General features: G+C 70.8%; 18 protein-coding genes. 7 read left to right on the top strand and 11 right to left on the bottom strand.

Translation table 11 applies throughout. From position 1 onward, the window contains the following. Positions 1–147: 147 nt before the first annotated feature. A complete protein-coding gene (locus tag AC1ROY_RS13405) occupies positions 148–2,988 on the bottom strand; it encodes an ATP-binding protein (protein ID WP_493149325.1) in 2,841 nt (946 codons plus the stop codon). A gap of 306 nt (positions 2,989–3,294) precedes the next feature. Here AC1ROY_RS13405 and AC1ROY_RS13400 point away from each other — a divergent pair, with 306 nt between their 5' ends. Both AC1ROY_RS13400 and AC1ROY_RS13395 read left to right on the top strand, forming a co-directional pair. Further along, positions 3,295–4,683 carry a sensor histidine kinase gene (locus tag AC1ROY_RS13400; protein WP_493149324.1) on the top strand — a complete coding sequence of 463 codons (1,389 nt, stop codon included), beginning with the start codon at positions 3,295–3,297 and terminating at the stop codon, positions 4,681–4,683. Next, a complete protein-coding gene (locus AC1ROY_RS13395; RefSeq protein WP_493149323.1) occupies positions 4,674–5,330 on the top strand; it encodes a response regulator transcription factor in 657 nt (218 codons plus the stop codon). The genes AC1ROY_RS13400 and AC1ROY_RS13395 overlap by 10 nt, the downstream gene beginning before the upstream one ends. A gap of 9 nt (positions 5,331–5,339) precedes the next feature. Here the strand turns inward: AC1ROY_RS13395 and AC1ROY_RS13390 are convergent, their stop codons facing one another. Both AC1ROY_RS13390 and AC1ROY_RS13385 read right to left on the bottom strand, forming a co-directional pair. After that, entirely contained in the window at positions 5,340–6,038 is a 699-nt protein-coding gene (locus AC1ROY_RS13390) for a dienelactone hydrolase family protein (protein ID WP_493149322.1), read from the bottom strand. Between the two features lie 56 nt (positions 6,039–6,094). Then, positions 6,095–6,916, bottom strand: a complete 822-nt coding sequence (locus AC1ROY_RS13385; protein ID WP_493149321.1) for a winged helix-turn-helix domain-containing protein — start codon at positions 6,914–6,916, stop codon at positions 6,095–6,097. A gap of 548 nt (positions 6,917–7,464) precedes the next feature. Here AC1ROY_RS13385 and AC1ROY_RS13380 point away from each other — a divergent pair. The 3 genes from AC1ROY_RS13380 to AC1ROY_RS13370 all read left to right on the top strand — a co-directional run bounded on the left by AC1ROY_RS13380 (position 7,465) and on the right by AC1ROY_RS13370 (position 10,041). After that, complete coding sequence (locus AC1ROY_RS13380) at positions 7,465–7,908, top strand: DUF6130 family protein (protein WP_493149320.1); 444 nt, start codon at positions 7,465–7,467, stop codon at positions 7,906–7,908. Positions 7,909–7,961: 53 nt separating this feature from the next. After that, a complete protein-coding gene (locus tag AC1ROY_RS13375) occupies positions 7,962–8,930 on the top strand; it encodes an MBL fold metallo-hydrolase (protein ID WP_493149319.1) in 969 nt (322 codons plus the stop codon). Between the two features lie 67 nt (positions 8,931–8,997). Further along, complete coding sequence (locus AC1ROY_RS13370) at positions 8,998–10,041, top strand: alpha/beta fold hydrolase (protein WP_493149318.1); 1,044 nt, start codon at positions 8,998–9,000, stop codon at positions 10,039–10,041. 22 nt (positions 10,042–10,063) lie between these two features. On the opposite strand, the gene AC1ROY_RS13365 is transcribed toward AC1ROY_RS13370, so the two are convergent. From AC1ROY_RS13365 to AC1ROY_RS13335, 7 genes are read right to left on the bottom strand one after another with little or no spacing between them, the layout of a single operon-like run. Then, positions 10,064–10,483, bottom strand: a complete 420-nt coding sequence (locus tag AC1ROY_RS13365) for a RidA family protein (RefSeq protein WP_493149317.1) — start codon at positions 10,481–10,483, stop codon at positions 10,064–10,066. Between the two features lie 5 nt (positions 10,484–10,488). Then, positions 10,489–11,553 (bottom strand): ABC transporter substrate-binding protein, encoded by a 1,065-nt coding sequence (locus AC1ROY_RS13360; RefSeq protein WP_493149316.1) that lies wholly within the window; start codon positions 11,551–11,553, stop codon positions 10,489–10,491. Further along, positions 11,550–12,374 (bottom strand): ABC transporter permease, encoded by an 825-nt coding sequence (locus tag AC1ROY_RS13355; RefSeq protein ID WP_493149315.1) that lies wholly within the window; start codon positions 12,372–12,374, stop codon positions 11,550–11,552. The genes AC1ROY_RS13360 and AC1ROY_RS13355 overlap by 4 nt, the downstream gene beginning before the upstream one ends. Positions 12,375–12,388: 14 nt before the next feature. Further along, on the bottom strand, positions 12,389–13,198 hold the full coding sequence (locus AC1ROY_RS13350) for an ABC transporter ATP-binding protein (protein WP_493149314.1): 810 nt from the start codon (positions 13,196–13,198) through the stop codon (positions 12,389–12,391). A gap of 10 nt (positions 13,199–13,208) precedes the next feature. Next, on the bottom strand, positions 13,209–14,381 hold the full coding sequence (locus tag AC1ROY_RS13345; protein WP_493149313.1) for an aromatic ring-hydroxylating oxygenase subunit alpha: 1,173 nt from the start codon (positions 14,379–14,381) through the stop codon (positions 13,209–13,211). Between the two features lie 28 nt (positions 14,382–14,409). Next, positions 14,410–15,216 carry an ABC transporter permease gene (locus tag AC1ROY_RS13340; protein WP_493149312.1) on the bottom strand — a complete coding sequence of 269 codons (807 nt, stop codon included), beginning with the start codon at positions 15,214–15,216 and terminating at the stop codon, positions 14,410–14,412. Further along, entirely contained in the window at positions 15,206–16,375 is a 1,170-nt protein-coding gene (locus tag AC1ROY_RS13335) for a Rieske 2Fe-2S domain-containing protein (protein WP_493149311.1), read from the bottom strand. The genes AC1ROY_RS13340 and AC1ROY_RS13335 overlap by 11 nt, the downstream gene beginning before the upstream one ends. Before the next feature lie 198 nt (positions 16,376–16,573). Here AC1ROY_RS13335 and AC1ROY_RS13330 point away from each other — a divergent pair, with 198 nt between their 5' ends. Beyond that, positions 16,574–18,022, top strand: a complete 1,449-nt coding sequence (locus tag AC1ROY_RS13330; RefSeq protein ID WP_493149310.1) for an aminotransferase-like domain-containing protein — start codon at positions 16,574–16,576, stop codon at positions 18,020–18,022. On the opposite strand, the gene AC1ROY_RS13325 is transcribed toward AC1ROY_RS13330, so the two are convergent. Further along, complete coding sequence (locus AC1ROY_RS13325; RefSeq protein WP_493149309.1) at positions 17,985–19,070, bottom strand: extracellular solute-binding protein; 1,086 nt, start codon at positions 19,068–19,070, stop codon at positions 17,985–17,987. The two genes, AC1ROY_RS13330 and AC1ROY_RS13325, sit on opposite strands and share 38 nt — an antisense overlap. A gap of 95 nt (positions 19,071–19,165) precedes the next feature. Here AC1ROY_RS13325 and AC1ROY_RS13320 point away from each other — a divergent pair, with 95 nt between their 5' ends. Next, on the top strand, positions 19,166–20,011 hold the full coding sequence (locus tag AC1ROY_RS13320) for an ABC transporter permease (RefSeq protein WP_493149308.1): 846 nt from the start codon (positions 19,166–19,168) through the stop codon (positions 20,009–20,011). The last annotated feature ends 35 nt before the right edge of the window (positions 20,012–20,046 follow it).

The following is a 20,046-nucleotide window of genomic DNA, read 5'->3' as shown; positions in this document are numbered from 1 at the left end:
CAACGCATTCTCGACTGGAAGACATCGCCCGGCGCCATCACGGCGAAGCGGTCCGGGCCTGCCCGCGATGAATGTGTCGGCCGGGCGGTGCAGGGTCTTGACGATTAGGCCGGCGATTGTGACCGGCTTGCCCAGCCGCCGGGCACGTCAGCCGGCGCTGTCCAGGAGCAGCTTCGCCCGCAGCAGGTCCACGGTCTCGAAGCCTTCGGTGAAGCGGTGATAGACCGGCGCGAGAACCTCCCGCGCCTCCGCCGTCCGCTTCCGGCCCTGCAGCAGGCGGGCCAGGCTGGTGGCGGTCCGGAGCTCCCAGGAGAGCGCCTTCTGCCGGCCGGCCCAGTCGAGCGAGGCGCGGAACCGCGCCTCGGCCTCGGCCGCCGCGTCCGGCGCGCCCGCGCGCAGCAGGAGCTCCCCCTCCAGGCGCAGCAGCTCCGGCAGGCACCAGAGATCCTCGTCGCCCTCGGCCCGGGCCAGGGCCTCGCGGACCATGGCGAGGCCCTGCGCGCCGGCGGCGGATTCCGCAAGGGCGCCCGCCATCACCGTCAGGTATCCGGTGACGTTCATGGTGGCGTTGTAGTCCCGCAGCTGCTGCACGGCCGGGCCGAAGACCTGCAGCCCGCCTTCCGCATCGCCCCGCAGGACGCGCAGGATGCCCTCGTAGCAGCGGCCCTCCGCCAGGAAGAAGCCGAGGCCGTGCAGGGTCGCCGTCTCGATCAGCGTCTCGACGAAGTCCTCCGCCGCTGTCAGGTCGCCGGTCCACAGCGCCACCAGGCAGCCCGCCTGCACGAGCGCCAGGGAGAAGGCGAGCGTATGGCCGGCCTCGCGGGCATCCTGGACGACGCCCTCGGCGGCGCGCAGGCCCTGGTCCGGATATCCCTGCAGCCAGAGGATGCGCGGCAGGTAGGACAGCGCCGCCAGCCGCGGATCGTACTGCACCCGGATCATCGACCGCGCGGCGGTGTCGACCCGCTGCGCCAGCACGATCTCCAGCTGCTGCCGCGCCGGCACCTGCTCCCCGAGATAGTGCAGCGAAACGCCGACCATGCGCGCGCCCACCGCCTTGTCCGAGGCGTCGATGGCTAGGTCGCAGAACTGCTGCGCGGACAGCAGCGCGTTCCGGAACAGGCCGTGGTTCAGCTGATAGTTCCAGAGCCCCCACCGGGCCCAGAGCCGATGCTCGTTGTCGTCGATGAGATCGGCGATCGAGAGGACCTTCCGCCAGGCATCGGCGACCTCGGGCACCGCCCCCTTCTCCGTGTAGAACAGGGCCACCGCGAGCCCGGCGCTGAGCCGCATCGTGACGCCGGCATCGGCCTCCGCCGGCGCGGCGGCCAGGGCCTGCTCGACGCGGGCGCGGCATTCGTTCATCAGCGACAGCTTGAGCCAGATGGGCAGGGCGCCGACGGTGAGCGCCTGGCCGATCCCCGCCTCGCCGTCGGCGGAGAAGGCCCAGTCGAGCGCCGCGCGCAGATTGTCGAGATGGCGCCCGTAGACGGCGACCCAGTCCGCCTCCGCCCGCGTCCGGCTTTCCGCCTCGGCCTGGACGGAGAGGTCCCGGAAGTACTCGGCATGGCGCCGCGCGATCCGGCTCTGCTGGCCGCCGAGGCGCAGCTTCTCCAGCGCGTAGAGGCGCACCGTCTCCAGCAGGCGGTAGTACGATGTGCCTTCGCGGAGATCGGTGAGCAGCAGGGATTTCGCGGCGAGGTTCGTGATGCTGTCGACGACCAGGTACCGAGGGAGGTCCTGCGCCACGGCGATCGCCGCGTCGAGCGAGAAATCCCCGGCGAAGACCGCCAGGCCGCGCAGCGTCGCCGCCTCGTCCTCCGGCAGCAGGTCATAGCTCCAGTCGAGGGCGGCGCGGAGCGTGCGGTGCCGCGGCAGCGCCGTGCGCCGGCCCACGGTGAGCAGCCCGAAGCGGTCCGACAGGCCCTCGGCGACCTGGCCCACCCCGATCGCCGCCGCGCGGGCCGCCGCGAACTCGATGGCCAGCGGAATGCCGTCCAGCCGCCGGCAGATCTCGGCGATCGCGACGATGTCGTCGCCCTTGGGCAGGAAGGCGGCATTCTGCGCCCGCGCCTGGGCGACGAAGAGCTCCCCCGCGCTGCAGGCGAGGAGCTGGCCGGGCTCCGCCGTCCCCGGGAGCGCGACCTCCAGCGCGGGAACGCCGTAGACCTGCTCGCCGTCGACCCGCAGCGCCTCCCGGCTCGTCGCCAGCACGGTCGCGCGCGGGCAGAGGCGCACGATCGCATCCGTCAGGACGGCCGCGGCGTCCACGACGTGCTCGCAATTGTCGAGCACCAGGAGCGTCGTCTCCCCGCCGATGGCCCGGGCGACGGCCTCGGCGGAGGATTCGTCGCCGCCCAGCCGCAGGCCCAGGAGGCGCGCCACCGCCGAGGGCACCAAGCCGGGATCCGCCAGCGAGGCCAGGTCGACGAACCAGACGTCGCCCGGGAAGCCGTCGGCCAGCCGATGGGCGACCTCCAGCGCCAGCCGCGTCTTGCCGATCCCGCCGACGCCGGTCAGCGTGACGATGCGGCGGCCCGAGAGCAGCTGGCGGAGATGCTCGACCGCCGCGGCCCGGCCGATCAGCGATGTCCCCGGGATGGGCAGGTTGTTCCGGCGCGGCCGCACCACGGCCAGCGCCAAGCCGGCCGGGACGGAGCGCGCTTCCCCCGGCACGGCCGCCCAGGCCCCGAGCAGCCGGTAGCCGCGCGCATAGGCCGTCTTCAGCAGCCCGCGCTCCGGGCCGAGCGCCCGGCGCAGCGCCGACACATGGACGTCCAGCGTGTTCCCTTCGACGATGGCGCCCGACCAGACGCGCTGCATCAGCTCGTCCTTGGTGACGAGCTGGCCGGCGGCCTCGATCAGCGCCACGAGGATCTCGAAGGCGCGATCCCCGATGGCGGTGCCCACGCCGAGCACGCGGAGCTCCCGGCGGCCGAGGTCGACTTCCAGACAGCTGCACACATAGGTCAGCTGTAGCTCTGGCACGCCCCTAGCCTCGCTTCATGTTTCTTCAGGTTTGCACAGCATTGCGTCCGGGAGCAATCGCACCCGGACAAGCCGGACACGGTCCGTCGCCCGTAGCCCGCACGGCGCGGCGGGCGGCGGCGAAACGGGCGCGACGGGCCTTGCCACGGGGCGTCCGGAGGGGCCGTCGCCAGCTCGCCGGCGGCCAGCCCTGCGCGGGAGGACCCGTCGGGTCCTCAAGTAAGAATCAGGTTCTTGCAGATCACCGCCAAGGATGTCCCGCGGTCGGGACCTTATGAGGACATCCGAATGGGTATGGAGATTCCGATGCAGGCCTCGTCCCAGATGTCGCGCCAGGCGCTGCCTCCGGTGCCGAAGCCCTCACCTCCGCCGCGCCAGCGAGGCCGCCTCCGCAAGCCGGGCCTTGCAGGCACGATCGCCATCGATGACGGGGCCCATCCCGGCCGGAAGGGACGGGATGCCGAATCCCGCGCGAGCCCGGGCCGCATCCGGACGCGGCACGCCGAGGCCGGACGCGGCGCGGCGGGCTTCGCCGCGCAGGCCCCCCCCTCCGAGGCGGCCGCCCTGGAGCGGAGCGAGGCCCTGCTGGAGGAGGTCGAGCGCCTCGGCGGAACCGGCAGCCTGTCCTGGTGCCCGGCCACGGGCGAGGCCGCATGGTCGGACGGGCTCCGCCGCATCCTCGCGATCGATCCGCGAGCACCGGCCTCGCTGGAGCTCCTGAGATCCCGGCTGCATCCGGAGGATCTCGCGCCGTTCGATGACATGGCCGGCCAGGCCCGCGCCGGCGCGGGCCGCGTCGCAGGCGAGTTCCGGCTGCGGCTGCCCGACGGTTCGGTGGGGCACCTGCAGATGGCTGCACGCCGAGCACGGAACCCGGCCGGCGCCTTCGAGTACATCGGCGCGGCGCAGGACGTGACGGAACGCCGGCGCGCCGAGGAGGAGCTCTCCAGGGCGCGGGCGGAGTTGGCGCATCTGGCACGGGTCACGAGCCTCGGCGCCCTGACCGCGTCCATCGTGCACGAGGTCAGCCAGCCGCTCTCGGGCCTCATCACCAATGCCGGCACCTGCCTGCGGATGCTGGCGGCCGATCCGCCCGACCTGGCGGGCGCCCGGGAGGCCACGCGCCGCTCGCTCCGCGACGGCAACCGCGCGGCGGAGGTTGTCATGCGGCTGCGCGCGATGTTCGGCCGGAGCGGCGGCGGGACCGAGGCCGTGAACCTGAACGAGGCCGCGCGGGAGGTCATCGCGCTGTCCTGGAGCGAGCTCCGGCGCAACCGGGTGGTTCTGCGGCCGGAGCTGGCCGAGGACCTCCCGCCCGTCACGGGAGACCGTGTCCAGTTGCAGCAGGTCATCCTGAACCTGCTGCTGAACGCTACGGAGGCCATGAGCGGCGTCGAGGACCGTCCGAGGGTGCTGGTCGTCGCGACCGGGCGCGACGAGGGCGGCTGCGTGCGGCTCACCGTGCAGGATTCCGGGACCGGCTTCGGGCCCGAGGCGGCGGAGCGGCTGTTCCAGCCCTTCTTCACCAGCAAGCAGGGCGGGATGGGCATGGGCCTGTCGGTGAGCCGCTCGATCATCGAGCGCCACCGGGGCCGCCTCTGGGCGATGCCCAACGAGGGGCCGGGCGCCCGGTTCTGCTTCTCCCTGCCCTGCCCGCCCGACGGCGATTCCGGGCGCGCCGCGAGATGCGGCTGAACGGTCCGGAGCCTGCGTCCCCGCCGCAGGCCGCGCCCCTGGTCTTCGTGGTCGACGACGACGTCTCCATCCGCGAGGCCCTGGAGCTGGCGATCGACCAGGCGGGATGGCAGCCGCTGACCTTCGTGTCGGCGGAGGCCTTCCTCGCCCATCCGCGGGCACGGGTGCCGAGCTGCCTGGTGCTCGACGTGACGCTCCCCGATCTCAACGGCCTCGACCTGCAGAAGCGCATCGCGGCGGACCGCGCGGAGATGCCGATCATCTTCATCACCGGCCACGGCGACGTGCCGACGACGGTGCGGGCCATGAAGGCCGGGGCCGTCGAGTTCCTGACGAAGCCGTTCAGCGACGAGGTGCTGCTCCAGGCCATCCGCCAGGCCCTCGAGCGCAGCCGCGTCGCGCTTGGCCGCGAGGCCGGGCTGCAGGCGCTGCGCGACCGCCACGCCTCGCTCAGCCCGCGCGAGCAGGAGGTCATGGCCCTGGTGGTCTCCGGCCTCCTGAACAAGCAGGTGGCCGGCCGGCTCGGGATCACCGAGATGACGGTGAAGGTGCATCGCGGCAGCGCGATGCGGAAGATGCGCGCGCGATCGCTGGCCGAGCTGGTGACGATGGGCGCCTCGCTGCGCCGGGTGGCGGCAGAGGCCTGATTCGCCCGGTCAGCTCAGATGATCGGCGAGGAACGACCAGGTGCGGCCGTTGGCGAGCGCCGCGGCATCGGGGGCGTAATGCGTGCCGGTGTGGCGGGCGAAGGCGTGGTAGCACCCGGGATAGCTGTAGACCTCGTCCTCCGCCCGGCCGGCCAGCGCCCCCTTGATCGCGGCCTGGGCGGCCGGCGCGATGAACTCGTCGAGCTCGCCGAGATGCAGGACCATCGGCGCCGTGATGGCGTCCACCTCGCCGAGATACTTCTCGGTCTCGGCGCCGTGATAGGCCACCACCGCGTCGACGCGCCCGCGCGCCGCCGTGAGGAAGGCCATCAGGGCCCCCAGGCAGAAGCCCATGACCCCGACCTTGCCGGAGGCGCCGGTCAGTCCACGCGCGGCGCGGACGACCTCGGCGATGTCCCGCACGCCGAGATCCCGGTCATAGGTCGCGTAGAGGTCGAGGCCCTTCTTCCACTCGGCCTCGGACCAGTGGTTGAGATTCACGCCGCGCTCCCTGCGCCAGAACAGCTCGGGGCAGAGCGCAATGAAGCCGTTCGAGGCCAGTTCGTCGCAGGTCCGGCGCATGTCGTCGTTGACGCCGAAGATCTCGTGCAGCACGACCACGACCGGGGCTGAGCAGGCGCCCGGCCGGGCGATATAGGCGCCGCATTGTCCGCCGGCCAGGTTCAGACTCATTGTCATGCCGGTCATGGGTCGTCCTCCGGGAACGGGAAGGCCTGGGCGGTCGCAGGCGATGCCGCGGCCGTTCATTCGGCGGGCGCGGGCTCGGCCGGGAGCGACAGGACCGTCCGGATCGCGGCGAGGAGATCCTGGTGGCGCCCGGACCTCGTCAGGAAATCCAGGGCGCCCAGCCGCACCGCCCGCACGGACGGCGCGTCGGCATGGCCGCCAATGAGGATGACGGGAAGGCTGCGGCCCGCCTTCGCCGCCCCGGCCTGGGGATCGAGGCCGCCACGCCCGGACATCCAGGCGTCCGGCGCCGGGCAAAGCGCCCGTGCGGCGGAGCCGGCCTCCCCGCATGGGAGGTCCTCGCGCCACAGCCCGACGGACCTGAGGAGCGCTTCCAGGGCCTCTCCCAGGTCCGGACCGTCGTCGATCACGGCCATGACCGGCTGCGGAACGGCGCGGCGCGGCGGCGCTGGGGCCTCCCGCCACTCCTCGTCGGGAATCGTCCCGCGCGGCGCGGCGGCAACGGGACCTGCGGCTTCCGCCTGCAGGCCGGCCCGCCTCCCGCCGCGCTCCTCGGCGAAGAGGTAGCCGCGGCCGCTGACCGTCTTGATGACGTCGCCGTCCGGGCCGAGCGCGCGCCGCAGGCAGGCCATCTGAAACCGGAGGCTGCTTTCGCCCACGATGGTGGTCGGCCAGACATGGCCGATGATCGTGTTCTTCTCGACCAGGGTCCCGCGCGACCGCAGCAGGACGAACAGCAGGTCGAAGGCGCGGCCGCCGAGCTCCACGGGCCGGCCATGGCGCAGCAGCAGGCGCTCGCCGGGCAGCAGCTCGTAGCCGCGGAAGCGGAGCGCGGCCTCGCCGGCGGCGGGGGCGAATGCAGGTTCGATGGTGCTCACGCGGATCCCTCCTTCGGGTTGGCTCACGATCCCCGGACTTGCAGGACGAGGCCGGTCGCGGCTTCGGGCGGTCGCGGCGCGATGGCAAAAACAACCTCGTCCATGCCGCAACATGGGCAGGCGGGAACGCGCGTGGCAATGCAACTTTGGTAGCAGCGGGACGGCGGAAGCTGCCGGACGCCGCCTCGCGCATCCGTCGGGGCATCATCCGCTCCGGTCGATGTCACCCATGGCGACGCGGCCCTATCCGGCAGCGCGAAGGCGTCGGACCGCGCCTCGGCGGCTCACGCGATCTCACGCGATCTCACGCCATCTTCCTGGCCGTCGCGCCTCCCCCGGGCCCAGCTTCCGAAGCAGCAACGGAGCGCCGACCCACGCAGGCTCCGTCGTCGAAACCGCGAGAGGACCGGCCCTGTTCCGCCCGGTCGAAGGGATGGCCATGACCGATACCGCCGCTCGCGACGACCGCCTGCGCCGCGCGCCGACGACGACGGCCGCCGGCACCGCGCCGCGCCGCCTGCCCGCCTTCCTCCGGAGCTGAGGCCGCCATGCCCGTCCCCCTCAAGGATGTGATCCTCATGGCTGCCAGCAGCCTGATCGCCACCGGCGCCCTCGCCCAGAGCGCCCGGGACATCCGTGGCCCTTCGGCCCTGGTCGCCATCGAGAACGAGGCGCCGGCCCGGCTGATCGTCGACCCACCGCTTCCGGAGCAGCTCGCGCGCGGCCTGGTCTTCATCCAGTACCGCACGGAGAACCTGCGGGTCGTGCCGGTCTTCGGCACCGGCGCGCTCGACGTGTCGCCGCGCATCGGCCATCTCCACATCACCGTCGACGACCTGCCCTGGCACTTCGTCGATGCAAGCGGCGAGACGATCATCGTCGTCGGCCTGATGCCCGGGCCGCATCGCGTGCTGGTCGAGCTCGCCGATCCCACGCACCGCGTGATCGACCGCCAGACGGTCAGCTTCGACCTTCCGGCGCGCGCGCCATGAACGGGCGGGCCGCCATGCCGGACGGGATCCTTCACCGCACGATCGGAGACGCCATGACCTTTTCCCACCGGACATCGCCGTCGCGCCGCGGCTTCTGCCTCTGCTGCCTGAGCGCCCCCCTCGCCGCCACCGGCGTGTGGCTGACGCCGCGCCAGGCCTTCGCCCAGGCCCAGGGCATCGTCGAGATGATCAAGGCCGAGGCCGCGCGGGCCCCGATCACCATCCATCGCCTGCGCGGCAACGTCGCCGTGCTCGAAGGCTCCGGCGGCAATGTCGCGGTGCTGACGGGACCGGACGGCAAGCTGCTGGTGGATGCGGGCATCGGCGTGTCGCGCCGGCAGATGACCGGCGCGCTCGCCGAGCTCGGCGCCGAGCCGGTCACGCAGCTCATCAACACCCACTGGCACTTCGACCATTCCGACGGCAACGACTGGCTGCACTCGGTCGGCGCCCGGATCCTGGCGCACGAGAACACGCGGAAGCACCTCTCGACGATGCAGCGGGTGGAGGACTGGTCCTACGACTTCCCCGCCCTGCCCGCCGGCGGCCTGCCGGCCGAGGTCTTCGCGCAGGAGCATGCGCTGCGGGCCAACGGCACCACGCTGGAGCTCCGCTACTACGGCCCGGCGCACACCGACAGCGACATCTCGGTGCGGCTGGTCGAGCCGGATATCCTGCACGCGGGCGACACCTTCTGGAACGGCGTCTACCCCTTCATCGACTATTCCACCGGCGGCAGCATCGACGGCTCGATCCGCGCGGCCGAGGCCAATCTGGCGGCCACGACGGACGGCACGATCGTCATCCCCGGGCATGGCCGGCCCGTCAGCAACCGACGCGAGCTGCAGGCCTTCCGCGACATGCTGGTCGGCATCCGCGGGAACGTGGCGGAGCTGAAGCAGCAGGGCCTCTCGCTGGAGCAGATCGTCGCCGCCAGGCCGACCGTGGACTACGACGCGGTGTGGGGCAACTTCGTCATCGACCCCGCCTTCTTCACCCGCCTCGTGCATGCGGGGGTCTGACATGCCCGCCGAAGCGCGATCCCGCCGCGCGCCTCAGGGCGGCGCCGCCGATATCGAGGAAATCCCCATGGACAAGACGCTCAAGACGACCGTGCCGCAGGATCGGCGCGGAGCCCTCCTGCTCGGCGGTGCCGGCATGGCCACGGCTCTGGCCGCGCCGCGCGCCGCGCTGGCCCAGGCCGCGCCGGCGGCGCGGCCCGCCCGGCCGGGCTTCCCGGTGACGCACCACCGCAGCGCGACCATCGACGGCATCGGCATCTTCTACCGCGAGGCGGGCCCGGCCGACGCGCCGGTCGTGCTGCTGCTGCACGGCTTCCCGACCTCGTCGCACATGTTCCGCAACCTCATCACCGCGCTGGCCGACCGCTACCGCGTGATCGCGCCCGACTATCCCGGCTTCGGGCAGAGCGACATGCCCGACCACACCGCCTTCCCCTATACCTTCGACCGCTACGGCGAGCTGGTGGACGGGCTGCTCGGCCGGCTCGGGGTCGCGCGCTACGCGATGTACGTGATGGACTACGGCGCGCCGGTGGGCTGGCGCCTCGCGCTCAAGCATCCCGACCGCATCACCGGCCTGATCGTGCAGAATGGCAACGCCTATGACGAGGGGCTGGGCGCCTTCTGGGATCCGATCAAGACCTACTGGGCCAGCGGTTCGACGGAACATCGCCAGGCGCTGAACTTCCTGGTGGCGCCGGCCACGACCAAGTTCCAGTACACGGACGGCGTCCGCGACGTCACGCGCATCGCGCCGGACAACTGGGTGCAGGACCAGGCTCTGCTCGACCGTCCGGGCAATGCCGAGATCCAGCTCGACCTGTTCTACGACTACCGCACCAACGTCCCGCTCTATCCCGCGGTGCAGGCCTGGCTCCGCCAGCGCCGCCCGCCGACGCTCATCGTCTGGGGCGCCAACGACAAGATCTTCCCGGCCTCGGGCGCGCACCCGTTCCGGCGGGACCTTCCCGATGCTGACTTCCACCTGCTCGACACCGGGCATTTCGCGCTGGAGGACAAGCTCGACGTGATGGCCCCGCTCATCCGCGATTTCCTGGAGCGGAAGGTGGCGCCGCGGCCGCGCGGCGCGAGCCCGGCCAGGCCGCGGTGAGCGATCCGGCCGCCGCGGCGCCTCAGGCGGCCAGCCCCTCCGACCGGTAGACCAGCAGGTCGATCTCGACGAGCGCCCCCTTGGCCAGCCCGGTGACGCCGATGCAGGTGCGCGCCGGCAGCCGGTCCGGCGGGAAGCAGGCGGCGTAGGTCGCGTTCATCGCCTCGTAGTCCCGCTGGAACTCGGTCAGGTAGACCCGCGCCTGCACGACGTCGGCGAGCCCGCAGCCGACGCCGGCGAGGACGGTCCTCAGGTTCTCCATCACCTGCCGGGTCTGCGCCTCGACGCCCTCCGGCAGGGGAATCGTGTTGTCGCGGGGGTCGGTGGGCATCTGTCCCGTCACGAAGACCCAGGGCCCGACCGAGACGGCATGGCTGAAGGGCGCCACCCGGTCCGGCCCGTCCTGCAGCGTGTGGAACAGCATCGGCGGCATCAGGGACATGGTGCTCAACCGTTCCAGGACCGGGCCTGGGCGGCGATCGCGTCGCGGTCGAATGCGTTGATCCGCTCGATGAACTCGCCGGTGAAGGCGGTGCCTGGATCGTAGCCGGCGGGCAGCTCGCCGGCCGCCTGCATCTGCTGGGCCAGCCGCGTCCACTGCGCGGGCAGGCTCTCGCCGTAGCGCGTCACGCCATTCAGCGCGTAGCTGCTGAAGCGCGAGAGGAAGACGCGCTTCGCCTCCTCCATCACCTTGGCCGGGTCGCCGCCCTGCGGCCGGGTCTGCGGATAGACCTGCCAGTGGATGCGGATGGCGGCCTCCGGGTTGGTCAGGCCGAAATGCACGGCCTTGGCGATGGCGCGGCACATCTTCACGGGCAGGTCGGGGTTGGTGCGGATCACCTCCTCGCGGGTGATGACCACGTTGCCGAAGAGCTCGCTGAAGTAGCTCGGGCGGAACTCGGTGAACTCCATGCCGCGGTTCTCGAGGCCCGCCACCGCCGTGTCCCAGGAGATCCAGCCGGCGATGTCGCCGCGGCGCAGCGCGAGCAGCGCCGGCGCGCCGGTGCCCGTGGCGACAAGGCGGATGTCGTCCTGCAGGCTGATCCCGGCCTCGCGGAAGGCCGCGACGCCGTAGGGCGTGGGGCCGAGCACCGGCATGCCCACCGTCTTGCCCTTGAGCTCGGCCAGGCTGGTGACGCCGCTCGCCTTGGGCACGACGATGCGCGAGATGGGCTGGCGGGCGTGCATGTAGACGCCCTTGGCCGCCATGCCGCGCAGGCGGGCGGTCAGCAGCTCCTCGCCCACGATGCTGATGAAATCGATGTTGCTGTTGGCGATGAGCTGCAGCCCCGCCGTGTTGCCGGCGATGCCGAAGACGTCGACGTCCAGCCCCTCCTCGCGCCAGTAGCCCAGCGCGCGGGGCAGCGAGGAATGCGCGGCATGGCCGGTCGAGATATCGGTGGTGGTGGGCCCGAAGCTCGTCTTGGCGAGGGTCTGTCCGAGGGCCGGCGCGGCGAGCCCGCCCGCGGTGAGAGCCGCGCCGGCGGCCAACAGGGATCGGCGTGAGGTCATTTGCGGCTCAACTCCTCTTGTGGCGCCCAGAAGAGCAGACGCCGTCGCAGCGTCTGCACGGTGCCGTAGGCGAGGACGCCGATACCGCCGAGCACCAGAAGGATTGCGAAGACCTGCGGGATGTTCATCCGCGCATTGGCCTGGATGATGAGGTAGCCGAGCCCCGCCGAGGCGCCGACGAACTCGCCGACGATGGCGCCCGTCATGGCGAAGACCACGGCGATGGAGAGGCCCGAGAAGATGTGCGGCAGCGCGCCCGGCAGCTTGGCCGATATGAAGCAGCGCCAGCGCCCGGCGCCGAGCGCCCGCAGCACGTCGAGCCGTCCCTGGTCGGTGCCGCGCAGCCCCGCGATAACAGTCACCAGCATCGGGAAGAAGGAGATGATCGCGGCGACCGCGATCTTGGAGCTCGGCCCAAAGCCGAACCACACCACGAAGAGCGGCGCGAGCGCGATCTTCGGCATGGTCTGCAGCGCGACGAGGAAGGGATAGACCGCGCGCTCGAGGAAGCGGAATTCCGCGATCAGCGTGCCGATGACGAGGCCGGCGGCGACGGCGAGGCCGAAGCCCGTGGCGGCCTCGCTCACCGTCACCAGCGCGTGCTGCAGGAAGAGGCCGCTGGCGAGCCCCTGCCCCAGCGCCTGCGCGATGCTCGAGGGCGCGGGCAGGACGAATCGGCTGACCAGCTCCAGCCAGGCCACGCCCTGCCAGAGCGTGACGATGAGGAGGAAGACCAGCGGCGTCAGCGCCAGCTCCGGCCGCTCGCGCAGCCAGGCCGGGACGAGGCGCGGGGCCGCCTGTGGCAGCGCAGACGCCTGCAAGGTCTCCTGCCCGCTCAATGCGCGATGCTCGGCATGGCGACGGCCCCCTCCCCGTCCAGCAGGCGGCGGATGCGCACCACCGTGCTGGAGAAGACGGGCGAGGCGATGATGTCGAGGTCGCGCGGGCGCGGCAGGTCGATCGGGATGTTCTCCACGATCCGGCCGGGTCGGCTGGACATGACCAGCACGCGGTCGCTGAGAAAGACGGCCTCGGCGATGGAATGGGTGATGAGGAAGACCGTCTTGCCGGACTGCGCGGCGATGCGGCCGAGCTCGAGGTTCATGGTGTCGCGCGTCATCGCGTCCAGCGCGCCGAAGGGCTCGTCCAGCAGCAGCAGCGCGGGGTCGTGGATCAGCGCGCGGGCGATGGCGACGCGCTGGCGCATGCCGCCGGAGAGCTCGCCGGGCAGCTTCTTCTCGAAGCCGTCGAGGCCGACCATGGAGAGCAGCGCCTGAGCGCGCGGCGCCATGACCTTGCGGTCGAGGCCGAGCACCTCGACCGGCAGCATCACGTTTGCCTGGGCCGTACGCCACGGCATCAGGTTGGCGTCCTGGAAGACCACGCCGACGTCGCGGCTCGGCCCGTGCAGCGGGCGGTCGCGCAGCGCCACGCTGCCGCTGTAGTCGCGGATCAGCCCGGCGAGGATGCGCAGCACCGTCGTCTTGCCGCAGCCGGAGGGACCGACGAGCGAGACGAACTCGCCGGGCATCACGTCGAGGTCGACATGCGACAGCGCCTGCACCCGCTCGCCCTTGGCGGTCGGGTAGATCTTGCTGAGGTCGCGGACGGCGATCAGCGGCGCGGTGCTGCCGGCCTGACTCACGTTGTCTGCCTCATGGGGCAGCGTTGCCGATGACGCGATCGAGGATCCACAGGTCGTGGTCGTGCACGAGCTTGTCCTGCGGGGTGAAGCAGCCGGGACGGTTGAAGGCGGATTCCGCGCCGCGCTGCTGGCGCTCGGCGGCGATCACGTCCTCGTCGCGCACCGTGTCGGAGTAGCTGAGGTAGAGGTTCAGCGTCTCCTCGAAATCCGGCAGCTCGGCGGTGGATTTCGGCACCATGGTCGAGGTGAAGAGGCGGCAGTTGCCCGGCCCCTCCGGGATGATCTCCGTGCAGCTCACCATGTCGACGGCGAAGCCGATCATCGCGTTGGAGTGCACGTAGGGGAAGAAGGTGCCGATCTTCAGCTCGGGCGGCAGGTCCAATTCAGGAAACTTCTTCTGGCCCTCGGGCGTGCCGCGGCTGCCGCTGAAGTAGGTGTAGTGCATGAGATAATTGCCGAGGTAGACGCTGGGATCGTGGAAGTCGCGCTTGGAGACGCGCTTCTTGTTCAGCGTGGTCTGGTGGACGAAGGGCACGTGATACCCGTCGCTCCAGTTCTCCGCGTAGAATTTCCAGTTCGCCTTCACCGGGAATTCGCGGCGGGCGACGCAGACCATCTCGTCGGTCTTCCAGGGCGCCACGCGATCTGGCAGGTCGCCGAGATAGGTGGCGAGGTCCGGCGCGTTCATGTCGAAGTTGATCCACATGAGCCCGCACCAGAGCTCCAGCCGGACCGGCGTCAGGCCGTGGTCTGACTTCTGGAAGTTCTCGTGCTCCTCGAAGAGCGGCGTGCCGACGAGGTCGCCCTCCAGCGAGAAGGCCCAGGCATGGTAGGGGCACTTCATCACGTTGCAGGTGCCCTCGCCCTCCATGACGACGGAGCCGCGATGCGTGCAGGAGTTGATGAAGGCGCGGATCACCATGTCCTTGCCGCGGACGATGACCAGCGGCACGTCGCAATAGGTCAGCGTGATGTAGCTGCCGGCCTCCGGCACGCGGCTCTGGTGGCCGAGGCAGTTCCAGTAGCGGTTGAAGATGGTCTCCTTCTCGCGCTCGTAGAAGCGCGGCGAGGTGTAGCACCAGGCCGGCAGGGTCTCGGCGGAATCGAAGGGCCGGCGGACGCCGGCATAGTGCCGCGGGTCGAAGATGTCGGTCGGTTCCCGCATGTCGCGCATGATGGTCATGGATTAGGTGTTCCCTCTGCTTCTGGGGTCAGGCGGTGGGCGGGCCGGCAAGGTTTGTCCCTTGGGGCTCCGCCCAGAAAAGAAGGCGCTGGCGTAACGCGGCCACGCCGAAATGCAGCAGCATTCCCAGCGCCGCGAGCATCGCGAGGATCGAGAAGGTCCGCGCGGTCTCGAGGTTCTCGTTGGCGTAGAGGATCAGCGTGCCGAGGCCTGCCTTGGCGCCGACGAACTCGCCCACGATGCTGCCGAGCAGCACGAAGACGACGGCCACGTTGATGCCCGAGAAGATGAAGGGCAAAGCGCTCGGCAGCCGCGCCATCCGGAAGATCTGGCCGCGGCTGGCGCCCAGCGCCGCCAGAACGTCGATGCGGCCAGGCTCGCAGGCGCGCAGGCCCACGATGGTGCTGATCAGCACGGGGAAGAAGGCGATCAGGCCCGCCAGCACGACCTTGGAGCCGATGCCGTAGCCGAACCACACGATCACCAGCGGGGCGAGCGCGATCTTCGGCATGGCCTCGAAGGCGATGAGGAAGGGGTTCAGCGTCCGCTCGACCAGCGGCGACTGCGAGATCAGCGCGCCGATGCCGACGCCCGCCACGATGGCGACCACGAAGCCCAGCATCGCCTGCAGCAGCGTCACGCCGAGATGCTCGGGGTAGATGCCGCTGGCGAAGCCCTCCTTCAATTGCCAGAGGATGTCGCCGGGCGGCGGCAGGATCAGCTCATCGATCCCGAACCACCGCACCGAGCCCTCCCAGGCCGCCAGCAGCAGCACCAGGAAGACCACGGGTGGCCAAGCCTGCCAGACCTTGCGCAGCACGCGCTCAGGCGACATCGCGCGCGACTTCCTGGGGCTGCGTCGGACGACGGGCGTTGGCTCCGGCGAACTTCCGCCAGGCGATGACGCCGGTGTCGCTCTTGGAGAGCCGCTCCGGCCCGGGCACGAGGCCCTCGATCAGCACCTTGTCCTGGTCGGAGAAGATCCGGTCGTGCGCCCAGCCGCGCCACACCGCGTAGTGCACGCGGTCGTAGATCTCGCGCATCCGGCCCATGCGCCGAAAATTGTTGATGTTGAAGCAGCGGGTGGTCTCGCCGTCGATCGGCACGGCCCATTGGATCAGGCAGTACTCGCCGCTCAGCCGGCCCACGATGATGAGGCCGGGCAGCCAGAGCTCCGACTGGTTCTCGATGCCGTAGACCTTGCGCGCCCTGGAATTCTCGAAGCCGCCCACGGCGCCGCGGCCGGTGGGCTTCATCACGCGCCACCACTCGTTGTTCGGGAAGCGGCCGAGGCCGGGATACTCCGCGCTGGTCACGCCGCCCGAGCGCTTGAAGGACATGCCCTTGTTGTTGGCGAGCGGCTTCGGCGTGATGTCGATCGCGAAGGGTAGCACCGGCTGGAAGATCAGCTCCGGCGAGCTGCGATGCACGTACTGGGCGTGCTGGTCGTTGCCCCAATTGTCCACCAGCGCGCGCCAGTTGCACTTGTAGTCCGTGTACATGGAGATGTTGAAGAAGGTGTCCTGCCGGCCGATGAACTGCGGCAGGTCGCCAGGCAGGTCGACCGGTTCCATCTCGCCCGGCCAGAGCCAGATCAGCCCCGCGAATTCCTGCACCGGATACTTGCGGATCTGCACCTTGCGGGTGATCGGCGCGTCCGGCCCGTCCATGATGGCCGCGACCAGCTTCCCGGTCTCCCCGTCGAAGGTCCAGCCGTGATAGGGGCAGGCGATGGTGCCGCTGCCGGCATAGTCGCAGCTGCCGAGCGAGAGCTTCAGCCCGCGATGCGGGCAGCGGTCCTCCAGCGCGAAGAGCTTTCCGGCGTCACGGAAGAGCACGATGTCCTGGCCCAGCAGCCGGACTGCCTTCGGCTTCCGCTTGACCTCCCCGGTCAGGAGGATCGGGTACCAGTAGTTCGCGAAGCCCAGCTTCGGGATGTTGTGCGGGCGGTATGGAATCTCGCCCGGGTCGATGTCGCGCTCGGTCTCAGCCATGCCGGTGTCCCTTCGTCAGGGGAGCGGGAAGTGGGGGAAGGATAGGCCGGACGGCCGCGCGGCGCGGACATCATAATGTTCAGTATACGTGCAATTTCCCGAAACCCGCGCGAGGATTGGACAGGCGGGCGGCAGAATGCTGAAATTGGCGCCGGGAAATCCCGACCATGCACACGGTTATGCATACAGTGAGGCTGTATGACCCGCCCCTCCTGGCTCGCGCAGCTCCCGCAGATGGCGGGCCCGCGCTACCTCGCGATCACCGACTGCCTGGCCGCGGCGCTGCAGGCCGGCGCCCTGCGGCCGGGCGACCGGCTGCCGCGGCATCGCGACCTCGCGGGCGAGCTGGGCCTCAACGTCAGCACCGTCACACGGGCCTATCTGGAGATGCAGCGGCGCGGGCTGGTGCAGGGCGAGCCCGGACGCGGCACCTTCGTCGCCGAGCCGAAATGGCAGGACGGGCCCTGGAGCCTGTCGCATGGCGTTCCCGGGGACGATTTTCTCGATTTGTCGCACAACTTCCCGCCCACCGCGCCGGTGCAGGGCCTCGCCGCCATCGCCCAGGCGGCCACCTTCTCCGAACCGGATCTCGGCCGGCTGCTTTCGGGGCAGGCCGATGTGGGCCGGCCGTCGCACCGGGCCGCCGGCGCGCTCTGGATGTCCCGCTTCGGCATCGCCGCCGAGGCCGAAGATGTCATCCTGACCAGCGGCGGGCAGCACGGGCTGCTGCTGGCGCTGGCCGCGCACACGAAGCCGGGCGAGCCGGTGCTGACCGAGGAGCTCAGCTTCTACGGGCTGAAATCGGCGGCCACGCTGCTCGGTCGGACCCTTGTGCCGGTCCGCATGGACGCGAACGGGCTGATGCCCGACTACCTCGAGGCCGCCTGCCGCCGGACCGGCGCGAAGACGCTCTTCTGCTCGCCCACCCTGCACAACCCGACCACGGCGACCATGCCGCTCGGGCGCCGGCACGAGGTGCTTGATGTCTGCGAACGGTACGGGCTTCATGTCGTGGAGGACGACGTCTACGGCTTCCTGATCGACCCTCCCCTGCCCTCCCTGGCCGCCCTGGCGCCGGAGCGGGTGACGCATGTGACCAGCCTCTCGAAGATCGTCGGCCCAGGCTGGCGCGTCGGCTATCTGCGGGCGCCGCGGGCGATGCACGAGGCGCTGGGCGTGGCGCTGCGGGCCACCACGCTTATGGCCTCCAGCCTCGCCGCCGAGGCGGTCAGCCGGCTGATCGTCACAGGGACTCTGGACGCGATCGGCCGCCGCGTGCGCGAGGAGATCGAGTGGCGGCAGCGCGTGGCCGCCGCCATCTTCGGCGCATCGGGCGCCGTGCGGCATCCGGCGGCCTTCCACCTCTGGCTGCGCCTGCGCGCGGGCTGGACCGCCGAGGCCTTCGTGCGCGAGGCGGAGGCACGCGGCGTGGGCGTGGCGCCTGGCTCGCTCTTCGAGGTGGGGCGAATCGTCGAGGACGCGGCGGTGCGAATTTGCCTCAACGCCGCCGCCTCCGCCGAGCGGCTGGCCGAGGGGCTGCGCATCCTCCGCGACCTCGCCGCGGCGGAGCCGCCGGTCCACCTGGCCGGCGGGCCCAGGGGCCTGGTCCTCAGCCCGTCAGCTGCCACTCCCGGAACTTCCGGGTGACGGTGGCCAAGTTCGCCGCCCACCAGGCGTCGCTCTTGATGAAGACCTTGTCCTGCAGGGCCGGGCTGGTCGGCAGCTCGTCGAGCACCGCCTGCGGCACGAGCTTGAGCGCCTCCGTGTTGGGCAGGGCGTAGCGCGTCAGCTGCATGTACTCCGCCCCGGCCTGAGGGTTGGTCAGCATGAAGCCCAGCAGCTGCATCGCCTCGCGCTTCTTCGTGGAAGCACGGCTGACGGTGTAGGGGCTGCCGCTGACACCGCTGTACGCCGGGCTGTAGTTGAGCTGCGCCCCGGCGCGGTTGGCCAGGATCACCCGCCCGTTGAAGGCGGTCGCCAGCGAGACAGCACCGGAGGTGAGCTGCTGGATCGGCTCCTGGTTGGTGGTGTGCCAGATGATGTTCTGCTTGCCGAGCCGGTTCAGGCTCCGCAGCGCGCGGTCCACGTCGAGCGGGTAGAGGCTGGTCAGCGGGACGCCGTCGGCGAGCAGCGCCATCTCGAGCACGCTGCCGTCCACCACGTTGGAGTAGAGCGAGCGCTTGCCCCGGTAGCGTTCGGTGTCCCAGAACTCCGCCAGGGTCTTCGGCGCGCGATCGTCCGGAATCTGCCTCCGATCCCAGCACATCGAGAACAGGTAGAGCGACAGCTTCACGCCATGCGACTGGCGGAAGGCCGGCGGGATGCGGTTGTGCGGGTCGACGATGGCGTAGTCGTAGGGCTCGATCAGGTTCTGCTCGATGGCCGCGGAATATTCCGAGCCCGACAGCACGATGATGTCCCATTGCGCCGCGGCGCCCGTGCTGGCCTGCAGCCGGGCCAGCGCCAGCGAGGCGTTGGCGCCGAAATTCACCTTGATGCCGGTCTGCCTCTCGAAGGGCTCGCCGAAGGTTTTGGCGAGGTACTCGTTAATGACCCCGCCATAGGCCGCGACGTTCACCGTCACAGACTGCGCGCGCGCCGTGCCGGCCGCCGCCAGGCCGCCGGCCGCTGCCGCCGCCCCAAGCAGGCGCCGCCGGCCAAGGCCGCTCGCGGGGGTCGTCTCCGTATCCGCCATGTCTTGTCTCCGAAACATCCTTATACGCAGGACCTAGCAAGAACCGTTCCGGCATCCGGCCTTCGGATGGCACATCGATTGCTTCCCCCAGCAGGATGAAAACGCCTGTCACTTCGCGGGGGAGGAAGCACCACCTGCCCGCCGTCTGGCTGCTGCTGCCTGCCGGGCTGCTCTATGGCGGCCTCGCGCTGCTGCCCATCGCGAACCTCCTGCGGCTGAGCCTCTCCGACGGAGGGTCGCACTACGCCTCGCTCTGGGAGGGCCGGCTGCTCTGGCGCGCGGTGACCAACACCGTGTCGATCAGCCTGACGACCACGGCGATCGCACTGCTGCTCGGCTATCTGCTTGCCGCGGCGCTGTGGCGGTCCGGCCCGGCCATGCGCAGCCTGCTGCTGGGCTTCATCATGCTGCCCTTCTGGACGGCCGTGCTCATCAAGAACTTCGCCTGGGCGGCGCTGCTGCAGGACAACGGCGTGGTCAACACGCTGCTCCAAGCCTCGGGCCTGACCGACGCGCCGGTGACGCTGCTGCACAACCGCTTCGCCGTCATCGTGGGCATGGTGCACTACGTGCTGCCCTATGCGGTCTTCCCCATCTACACCGCGATGCGCGGGATCGACCTGCGGCTGGAGCGCGCGGCGCGCAGCCTGGGCGCGCGGAGCCTCCCGCTGTTCCTCACCGTCGTCCTGCCGCTGACCCTGCCGGGGCTGACGCGGGCGGGGCTGCTGGTCTTCATCATCTCGGCCGGCTTCTTCGTCACGCCGGTCGTGCTGGGCGCGCCGTCGGACATGATGGTCTCCAACCTCGTGGGCTACTACGTGCACGAGCTGGTGGATTTCGACGGCGCCTCCGCGCTGGCCATCCTGATCCTGCTGGCGATCACGCCGGTGATCATCCTCCAGCAGGTGCTGGACCGCGGAGGCTCCTATGGGCGCGCCTGAAGGGGCCAGGCCTGAACGCCGCGCGGCACGCGGCC

It is taken from the genome of Roseococcus sp. GW821-FHT12F05, from assembly GCF_058806835.1.
This window is presented reverse-complemented; position numbering and strand designations above follow the sequence as displayed.

Excerpts from the sequence above, each read along its gene's own strand:
- AC1ROY_RS13400 (WP_493149324.1), top strand. The coding sequence starts at position 3,295 with ATGCAGGCCTCGTCCCAGATGTCGCGCCAGGCGCTGCCTCCGGTGCCG.
- AC1ROY_RS13395 (WP_493149323.1), top strand. The coding sequence starts at position 4,674 with ATGCGGCTGAACGGTCCGGAGCCTGCGTCCCCGCCGCAGGCCGCGCCC.
- AC1ROY_RS13390 (WP_493149322.1), bottom strand. The coding sequence starts at position 6,038 with ATGACCGGCATGACAATGAGTCTGAACCTGGCCGGCGGACAATGCGGC.
- AC1ROY_RS13380 (WP_493149320.1), top strand. The coding sequence starts at position 7,465 with ATGCCCGTCCCCCTCAAGGATGTGATCCTCATGGCTGCCAGCAGCCTG.
- AC1ROY_RS13375 (WP_493149319.1), top strand. The coding sequence starts at position 7,962 with ATGACCTTTTCCCACCGGACATCGCCGTCGCGCCGCGGCTTCTGCCTC.
- AC1ROY_RS13370 (WP_493149318.1), top strand. The coding sequence starts at position 8,998 with ATGGACAAGACGCTCAAGACGACCGTGCCGCAGGATCGGCGCGGAGCC.
- AC1ROY_RS13365 (WP_493149317.1), bottom strand. The coding sequence starts at position 10,483 with ATGTCCCTGATGCCGCCGATGCTGTTCCACACGCTGCAGGACGGGCCG.
- AC1ROY_RS13360 (WP_493149316.1), bottom strand. The coding sequence starts at position 11,553 with ATGACCTCACGCCGATCCCTGTTGGCCGCCGGCGCGGCTCTCACCGCG.
- AC1ROY_RS13345 (WP_493149313.1), bottom strand. The coding sequence starts at position 14,381 with ATGACCATCATGCGCGACATGCGGGAACCGACCGACATCTTCGACCCG.
- AC1ROY_RS13340 (WP_493149312.1), bottom strand. The coding sequence starts at position 15,216 with ATGTCGCCTGAGCGCGTGCTGCGCAAGGTCTGGCAGGCTTGGCCACCC.
- AC1ROY_RS13335 (WP_493149311.1), bottom strand. The coding sequence starts at position 16,375 with ATGGCTGAGACCGAGCGCGACATCGACCCGGGCGAGATTCCATACCGC.
- AC1ROY_RS13330 (WP_493149310.1), top strand. The coding sequence starts at position 16,574 with ATGACCCGCCCCTCCTGGCTCGCGCAGCTCCCGCAGATGGCGGGCCCG.
- AC1ROY_RS13325 (WP_493149309.1), bottom strand. The coding sequence starts at position 19,070 with ATGGCGGATACGGAGACGACCCCCGCGAGCGGCCTTGGCCGGCGGCGC.
- AC1ROY_RS13320 (WP_493149308.1), top strand. The coding sequence starts at position 19,166 with ATGAAAACGCCTGTCACTTCGCGGGGGAGGAAGCACCACCTGCCCGCC.